The organism is Streptomyces sp. M41, from assembly GCF_043673425.1.
GTDB lineage: Bacteria > Actinomycetota > Actinomycetes > Streptomycetales > Streptomycetaceae > Streptomyces.
Window position 1 is genome coordinate 55,003 of sequence record NZ_JBIMKE010000041.1, and the last position, 8,188, is coordinate 63,190.

An 8,188-nucleotide genomic window follows, 5' to 3' on the forward strand; every position below is an offset into this window, starting at 1 on the left:
GGGACGGATGGGACCGCGCAGTGCGGGGCTACGAACGCCAGGAGCGAGAGCCGGCGGCTGACGTCGACCACCTCTCTCGGTTCGAGGCCGAGATGGATCGGCTGAAGACCGAGCGGGAGAAGGCGATCCAGCACGCCGAGGACCTCGGCTACCAGGTCGAGGTGCTGCGCGCCAAGTTGCACGAGGCGCGGCGCACCATCATGTCCCGGCCGGCCTTCGACGGCGGTGACATCGGCTATCAGGCCGAGCAGTTGCTGCGCAACGCCCAGATCCAGGCCGACCAGCTGCGCCAGGACGCCGAGCGGGAGCTCAGCCAGGCCCGCGCGCAGACCCAGCGGATCCTCCAGGAGCACGCCGAGCAGGCGGCCCGGCTCCAGGCCGAGCTGCACCAGGAGGCGGTGACACGCCGCCAGCAGCTGGACCAGGAGCTGGCCGAGCGGCGGCAGACCGTCGAGTCGCACGTCAACGAGAACGTGGCGTGGGCGGAGCAGCTGCGTGCCCGCACCGAGCAGCAGGCCCGCCGACTCCTGGACGAGTCCCGTGCCGAGGCCGAGCAGGCCATGACGACCGCGCGCGCCGAGGCCGAGCGCCTCGCCGAAGAGGCCCGCCGGCGCCTGACGAACGCCGCCGAGGAGGCCCGCGCGGAGGCCGAGCAGATCCTGCGCCGGGCCCGCACGGACGCCGAGCGACTGCTGAACGCCGCCTCCACGCAGGCCCAGGAGGCCACCGACCACGCCGAGCAGCTGCGCAGCTCCACCGCGACCGAGTCGGACACCGCCCGCCGGCAGGCCACCGAGCTCAGCCGGGCCGCCGAACAGCGCATGGCCGAGGCCGAGGAGGCGCTGCGCAAGGCGCAGTCCGAGGCCGAGAAGCTGGTCACCGAGGCGAAGACGGCCGCCGAGAAGACGCTCTCCGGCGCCGAGTCGGCCAACGAGCAGCGCATGCGCACGGCGAAGGAGCAGGTCGCCCGGCTGGTCGAGGAGGCCACCAAGGAGGCCGAGACCACCAAGGCCGACGCCGAGCAGGTCATCGCCGACGCCCGCGCCGAGGCCGAGAAGGTCCTCGCCGAGGCCGCCGAGAAGGCGCGCACGCTCACCGCCGAGGAGAGCGCGACCCAGCTGTCCAAGGCGGCCAAGACCGCCGAGGACGTGCTGAACAAGGCGCAGGAGGACGCGCAGCGGACCACCAAGGCCGCGGCCGAGGAGGCCGAGCGGATCCGCCGGGAGGCCGAGGCCGAGGCGGACCGGCTGCGCGGCGAGGCGCATGACATCGCCGAGCAGCTCAAGGGCGCGGCGAAGGACGACACCAAGGAGTACCGCGCCAAGACGGTCGAGCTCCAGGAGGAGGCCCGCCGGCTGCGCGGCGAGGCCGAGCAGCTGCGTTCCGAGGCGGTCGCCGAGGGCGAGAAGATCCGCGCGGAGGCCCGCAAGGAGGCCGTCCAGCAGATCGAGGAGGCGGCCAAGACCGCGGAGGAGCTGCTGGCCAAGTCCCGGCAGGACGCCGACGAGCTGCGCCAGAAGGCCACCGCGGACAGCGAGAAGGTCCGCACCGAGGCCATCGAGCGGGCCACGACGCTGCGCCGCCAGGCGGAGGAGACCCTCCAGCGCACCCGGCAGGAGGCCGAGCGGCACCGCGAGGAGGTCGTCGAGCAGGCCGAGGGCATCAAGACCGACGCCGAGCGCGCCGCCCGCGAGCTGCACGAGGAGACCGAGCGTGCCATAGAGGCCCGCCGCATCGAGGCCGCCGACGAGCTGACCCGGCTTCAGACCGAGGCCGAGCAGCGGCTCACCTCGGCCGAGCAGGCGCTCGGCGAAGCCCGCGAGGAGGCCGCCCGCATTCGGCGCGAGGCCGCCGAGGAGACCGACCGGCTGCGCACCGAGGCCGCCGAGCGGATCCGCACCCTTCAGCAGCAGGCCGAGGAGGAGGCCGACCGGCTGCGCACCGAGGCCGCGTCCGACGCGTCGGCGTCCCGGGCCGAGGGCGAGGCCGTCGCCGTACGGCTCAGGTCGGAGGCCGCTGCCGAGGCCGAGCGGCTGAAGGCGGAGGCGCAGGACACCGCCGACCGGGTACGGGCCGAGGCGCAGGCCGCGGCCGAGCGGCTGGGCGCGGAGGCGTCCGAGACGCTGGCCGCCGCCCAGGAGGAGGCCGGCCGGCGCCGGCGCGAGGCCGAGGAGTTCCTCGGCTCCGCCCGCCAGGAGGCCGACCAGGAGCGCGAGCGCGCCCGCGAGCAGAGCGAGGAACTGCTGGCCTCGGCCCGTAAGCGGGTCGAGGAGGCGCAGGCGGAGGCGGTACGGCTGGTCGAGGAGGCCGACCGGCGGGCCACCGAGATGGTGGCGGCGGCCGAGCAGCACGCCCAGCAGGTCCGCGACTCCGTCTCCGGGCTGCACGAGCAGGCCCAGGAGGAGATCACCGGACTGCGCAGCGCGGCCGAGCACGCGGCGGACCGCACCCGCCGGGAGGCCGAGGAGGAGGCGGACCGGGTCCGCTCGGACGCCTACGCCGAGCGCGAGCGGGCCAGCGAGGACGCGGCGCGCATCCGGCGCGAGGCGGGCGAGGAGACCGAGGCGGCCAAGTCCCTCGCCGAGCGCACGGTCGCGGAGGCCATCACCGAGGCGGACCGGCTGCGCTCGGAAGCCGCCGAGTACTCCCAGCGGATCCGTACCGAAGCCTCCGACAAGATCGCCGAGGCTGACCAGGCCGCGTCCCGCACCCGCGCGGACGCCCGCGAGGACGCCAACCGGATCCGGTCGGACGCGGCGACGCAGGCCGACACCCTCATCACCGAGGCGCGCAGCGAGGCCGAGCGGCTCCAGTCGGAGACGGTCGAGGAGGCCGACCGGGTGCGTGCCGAGGCGCTCGCCAAGGCCGAGAAGCTGGTCGGGGACGCCACCTCGGAGGCGGAGCGGCTGCGCGCCGAGGCCGCCGAGACCGTGGGGTCGGCGCAGCAGCACGCCGAGCGGGTGCGCGGCGACTCCGAGCGGGTCAAGGCGGAGGCCGCCGCGGAGGCCGAGCGGGTGGTGGCCGCCGCGCGTGAGGAGGCCGAGCGCACCCTCGACGAGGCGCGCAAGGACGCGGGCAAGCGGCGCCAGGACGTGGCGGAGCAGGTCGACAAGCTCATCACGGAGACCACCGCGGAGGCGGACAAGCTGCTCACCGAGGCACAGGCGCAGGCGCACAAGACGACCGCGGACGCCGAGGCACAGGCCGACACGATGGTGGGCGCCGCCCGCAAGGAGGCCGACCGGCTGGTCTCCGAGGCGACGGTCGAGGGCAACTCCCGCGTGGAGAAGGCCCGTACGGACGCGGACGAGCTGCTCGTCGGCGCCCGCCGGGACGCCACCGCCATCCGCGAGCGCGCCGAGGAGCTGCGCGAGCGCATCACGGGCGAGATCGAGGAGCTGCACGAACGGGCCCGCCGCGAGTCCGCCGAGACGATGAAGTCGGCCGGCGACCGCTGCGACGCCCTCATCACGGCCGCCGAGGAGCAGCTGGCGAAGGCGCAGGCGAAGGCCAAGGAGCTGGTGTCGGAGGCCAACTCCGAGGCGGGCAAGGTCCGCATCGCCGCCGTGAAGAAGGCCGAGGGGCTGCTGAAGGAGGCCGAGCAGAAGCGGTCCGCGCTGATCAAGGAGGCCGAGGAGCTCAAGGCCGAGGCGATCCGGGAGGCCAAGCGCACGGTCGAGGAGGGCAAGCGCGAGCTGGAGGTCCTGGTGCGTCGCCGCGAGGACATCAACGCCGAGATCTCCCGGGTCCAGGACGTCCTGGAGGCGCTGGAGTCCTTCGAGGCGCCGGGCGGCGCAAAGGACGGCGCGGTCAAGGCCGGTGCGACGGTGGGGGCACCCCGATCGGGTGGCAAGTCGTCAGACGGCTAGCGGCTCGGGCGCGTTCCGGTGTCTCCTGGGGCCTTTGACCAAGTTTTTGGCAAGCCGTCCGACGGTTAGCCACTCAAAAGGGGTCTCATTCTCCAGATCAAACACGTATCCGCTCGATGACACACCGCTTCGGCCCCTAGGATTCCACTTATCACCTCACCGGTCTCATTCGACAGGAACCCCATGAGCGACACTTCCCCCTACGGCTTCGAGCTTGTGCGGCGTGGGTACGACCGCGCTCAGGTGGACGAACGGATCTCGAAGCTCGTCTCCGACCGTGACAGCGCTCTCACCCGCATCACCGCTCTGGAAAAGCGCATCGAGGAGCTCCACCTCGAGACGCAGAACGCCCAGGCCCAGGTGACCGACGCCGAGCCGTCGTACGCCGGTCTCGGCGCGCGTGTCGAGAAGATCCTCCGCCTCGCCGAGGAAGAGGCCAAGGATCTGCGCGAGGAGGCCCGCCGCGCCGCCGAGCAGCACCGCGAGCTCGCCGAGTCGGCGGCCCAGCAGGTTCGCAACGACGCAGAATCGTTCGCTGCGGAGCGCAAGGCCAAGGCCGAGGACGAGGGCGTCCGGATCGTCGAGAAGGCCAAGAGTGACGCGTCCCAGCTGCGCGCCGAGGCCCAGAAGGACGCGCAGTCCAAGCGTGAGGAGGCCGACGCCCTCTTCGAGGAGACCCGCGCCAAGGCCGCGCAGGCCGCCGCCGACTTCGAGACGAACCTCGCCAAGCGCCGCGAGCAGTCCGAGCGCGACCTGGCCTCCCGTCAGGCCAAGGCCGAGAAGCGCCTCGCCGAGATCGAGCACCGCGCCGAGCAGCTGCGCCTGGAGGCCGAGAAGCTGCGCACCGACGCCGAGCGCCGGGCCCGCCAGACGGTGGAGACCGCGCAGCGCCAGGCCGAGGACATCGTGGCCGACGCCAACGCCAAGGCCGACCGGATCCGTTCGGAATCCGAGCGCGAGCTGGCCGCCCTCACCAACCGCCGCGACAGCATCAACGCCCAGCTGACGAACGTGCGCGAGATGCTCGCCACGCTCACGGGCGCTGCGGTGGCCGCCGCCGGCACGCCGGCCGAGGACGAGCCCATCACCCGGGGCGTTCCGGCGCAGCAGTCCCGGTAACGCTGTGGCGTACGGAGACTGAAGGTTCCGCAAAGCCCTCTGCCGCTGGGGTGGCAGAGGGCTTTGTCACGTTTTAGCGTGGGCGGCATGATCGAGCTCGAGGGGCTGACCAAGCGGTACGGCGAGAAGGTGGCGGTCAACAACCTGACGTTCACCGTCAGACCGGGCATGGTCACGGGCTTCCTCGGTCCCAACGGCGCCGGCAAGTCGACGACCATGAGGATGATCCTCGGCCTCGACCACCCGACCGCCGGGAACGTCCGGATCGACGGCAAGCGCTACGACCGGCTCAAGGACCCGCTGACGTACATCGGCGCGCTGCTGGAGGCCAAGGCCTGGCACGGCGGGCGCAGCGCCTACAACCATCTGCTCTGCCTCGCACAGAGCAACGGCATCCCCAGGCGGCGCGTGGGTGAGGTGCTGGAGACGGTGGGGCTCACCGCCGTCGCCAAGAAGAAGACCAAGGGCTTCTCGATGGGTATGGGGCAGCGCCTGGGCATCGCCGGGGCGCTGCTCGGCGACCCGCGGATCCTGATGTTCGACGAGCCGGTCAACGGCCTCGACCCCGAGGGCATCCACTGGATCCGCAACCTGATGAAGTCCCTGGCCGCCCAGGGCCGTACGGTTTTCGTCTCCTCGCATCTGATGAGCGAGATGGCACTGACCGCCGAGCACCTCGTCGTCATCGGGCAGGGCCGGCTGCTGGCCGACACGACCATGGCCGACTTCATCCAGCGCAATTCCAGGTCGTACGTCCGCATCCGCACCCCGCAGCGGGAAGGGCTGCTCGATGTGCTGCGCACGGCCGGGATCACCGCCGTGGAGACGGGAGGCGGCGCGCTCGAGGTCGACGGCGGAAAGGCGGAGCAGATCGGGGAGCTGGCGGCGCGGCACGGGGTCGTACTGCACGAACTGAGCCCGCAACAGGCCTCGCTGGAGGAGGCGTTCATGCAGCTGACCGCGGAGTCGGTCGAGTACCACGCGCACTCGGAGGCACCGCAGGGGCCGCCTTCCGGGCCACCAGGACAGCCGGGACAGCCGGGGCAGCCGGGGCAGCCGGGGCAGCAAGGACAGCAAGGACAGCAGTGGGGCGAAGGCTGGAGGAGGAGCTGACCATGGCGGCCACCCAGATCATCCGCTCCGAATGGACCAAGATCCGGTCCGTGGCGTCCACCGTGTGGACGCTGTCGCTCGCCGTGGTGGTCACTATCGCCCTCGGCATGCTGATCTCGATCCTGTCGAAGAACGAGTTCGACAACATGAGCCGGCGGGACCGGCTGTCCTTCGACCCCACCTTCATCAGCTTCGCCGGGATGAGCCTCGGTCAGCTCGCGATGATCGTGTTCGGGGTGCTGGTCGTCTCGAACGAGTACAGCACCGGCATGATCCGCACCTCGCTGGCCGCCGTCCCTCAGCGCGGCTCCTTCCTGTTCAGCAAGATCGCGGTGGCGACCGGCCTCGCGCTGGTCGTCGGCCTGGCGACCAGCTTCGTCACCTTCTTCCTGGGGCAGGCGATGCTCGGCGAGCACCGGGCGCAGATCGGCGACCCTGGCGTGCTGCGCGCGGTGATCGGCGGCGGGCTCTACATGACGCTCATCGCGATGTTCTCCATGGGCGTCGCCGCGATGCTGCGCTCACCGATGCTGTCGCTGGGCATCCTGATGCCGTTCTTCTTCCTGGTCTCCAACATCCTCGGCAATGTCTCGGCCACCGAGAAGATCGGCCGGTATCTGCCCGACCAGGCCGGCAGCAAGATCATGCAGGTGGTGACCCCGATCGACGACGAGACGCCGTACGGGCCGTGGGGCGGGCTCGGCATCATGGTGCTGTGGGTGCTCGCGGCGCTCCTGGGCGGCTACGCGACGCTCAAGAAACGGGACGCGTGACGGGAGCCGCACGGAAGGGCGCACGACCGCAGGCAGGGCGTCCCCGTGCGGCGGGCTGTGTGGCAGGCGCTGTGTGGCGTCGGCCAAGGTTTTACTCACGCTTGGGTGGAACCGTCAGCGCCTCGGTATCCTCCTAACCCTTACGGGGGGCGTGTGCCCCGCTGTCCTGAACCTTTCGATGGGTGCGGAGCATGATCGAAGCAGTCGGCCTGACCAAGCGCTACGGCGACAAGACCGCTGTGTACAACCTGTCCTTCCAGGTGCGGCCCGGTGCCGTCACCGGCTTCCTGGGCCCCAACGGCTCGGGCAAGTCGACGACGATGCGGATGATCCTCGGTCTGGACAACCCGTCCGCGGGCCATGTGAGCATCGGCGGCTATCCGTACCGCAAGCTGCCCAACGCCCCCCGTCAGGTCGGCGCCCTGCTCGACGCCAAGGCCGTGCACGGCGGCCGGGCGGCCCGCAACCACCTGCTGTGCCTGGCCCAGCTGTCCGGCATCCCGGCCCGGCGCGTGGACGAGGTGCTGGGCGTGGTCGGCCTCCAGGACGTGGCCAAGCGGCGTTCCAAGGGCTTCTCGCTCGGCATGGGCCAGCGGCTCGGCATCGCCGCCGCGCTGCTCGGCGACCCGCAGGTGCTGCTGTTCGACGAGCCGGTCAACGGCCTCGACCCCGAGGGCATCCTCTGGGTGCGCAACCTGATGAAGTCGCTGGCGGCCGAGGGCCGTACCGTCTTCGTCTCCTCGCACCTCATGAGCGAGATGGCGCTCACCGCCGACCACCTGATCGTCATCGGACGCGGCCAGCTCCTCGCCGACATGAGCGTCCAGGACTTCATCGCGGCGAACTCGGCCGGGTTCGCCCGGGTCCGTACGCCCGACACCGAGCCGCAGCTGCGCGAGAAGCTGGCCGGCGCGCTCACCGAGGCGGGCGGACATGTGCTGCCCGAGCAGGACGGGGCGCTCAGGGTGACCGGGCTGCCGCTCCCCCGCATCAGCGACCTCGCGCACGACTCCGACGTACGGCTGTGGGAGCTGTCGCCGCACCAGGCCTCGCTGGAGGAGGCGTACATGCGGATGACGCAGGGCGCGGTCGACTACCGCTCCACCATCGACCAGAAGGCGGGGCTCCAGCAGCAGCTGCCGCCGGGTGCGCAGCCGCCGATGCCGATGCCCGGCCAGGGCCAGCCCGGCTGGTACGCCCCGCCGCCGCCCCAGCAGGGGGGACAGCCCTTCGCCCCGCCGCAGGGCCAGCCGGTGCCGCAGGGGGCCCCGGGCCAGGCGCCCGCCGGGCACTACGGCGCCCCCGCGGCGCCCG

At 72.1% G+C, this 8,188-nt stretch carries 5 protein-coding genes; all 5 read left to right on the forward strand.

Annotated features, from left to right (window positions below; translation table 11 throughout):
- Nucleotides 1–20 precede the first annotated feature (20 nt).
- On the forward strand, nt 21–3,869 hold the full coding sequence (gene scy / locus ACHBTE_RS33125) for a polarized growth protein Scy (protein WP_394728957.1): 3,849 nt from the start codon (nt 21–23) through the stop codon (nt 3,867–3,869).
- A gap of 183 nt (nt 3,870–4,052) precedes the next feature.
- A complete protein-coding gene (locus ACHBTE_RS33130; protein WP_394728959.1) occupies nt 4,053–4,988 on the forward strand; it encodes a cellulose-binding protein in 936 nt (311 codons plus the stop codon).
- Between the two features lie 87 nt (nt 4,989–5,075).
- The gene (locus ACHBTE_RS33135) at nt 5,076–6,101 is read left to right on the forward strand and encodes an ATP-binding cassette domain-containing protein (protein WP_394728961.1); all 1,026 of its coding nucleotides are present in this window, start codon (nt 5,076–5,078) and stop codon (nt 6,099–6,101) included.
- A 2-nt stretch (nt 6,102–6,103) separates the two neighbouring features.
- Nucleotides 6,104–6,874 (forward strand): ABC transporter permease, encoded by a 771-nt coding sequence (locus tag ACHBTE_RS33140; protein WP_394728963.1) that lies wholly within the window; start codon nt 6,104–6,106, stop codon nt 6,872–6,874.
- A gap of 191 nt (nt 6,875–7,065) precedes the next feature.
- A partial coding sequence (locus ACHBTE_RS33145; protein WP_394728965.1) for an ABC transporter ATP-binding protein occupies nt 7,066–8,188 on the forward strand: 1,123 nt, incomplete at its 3' end.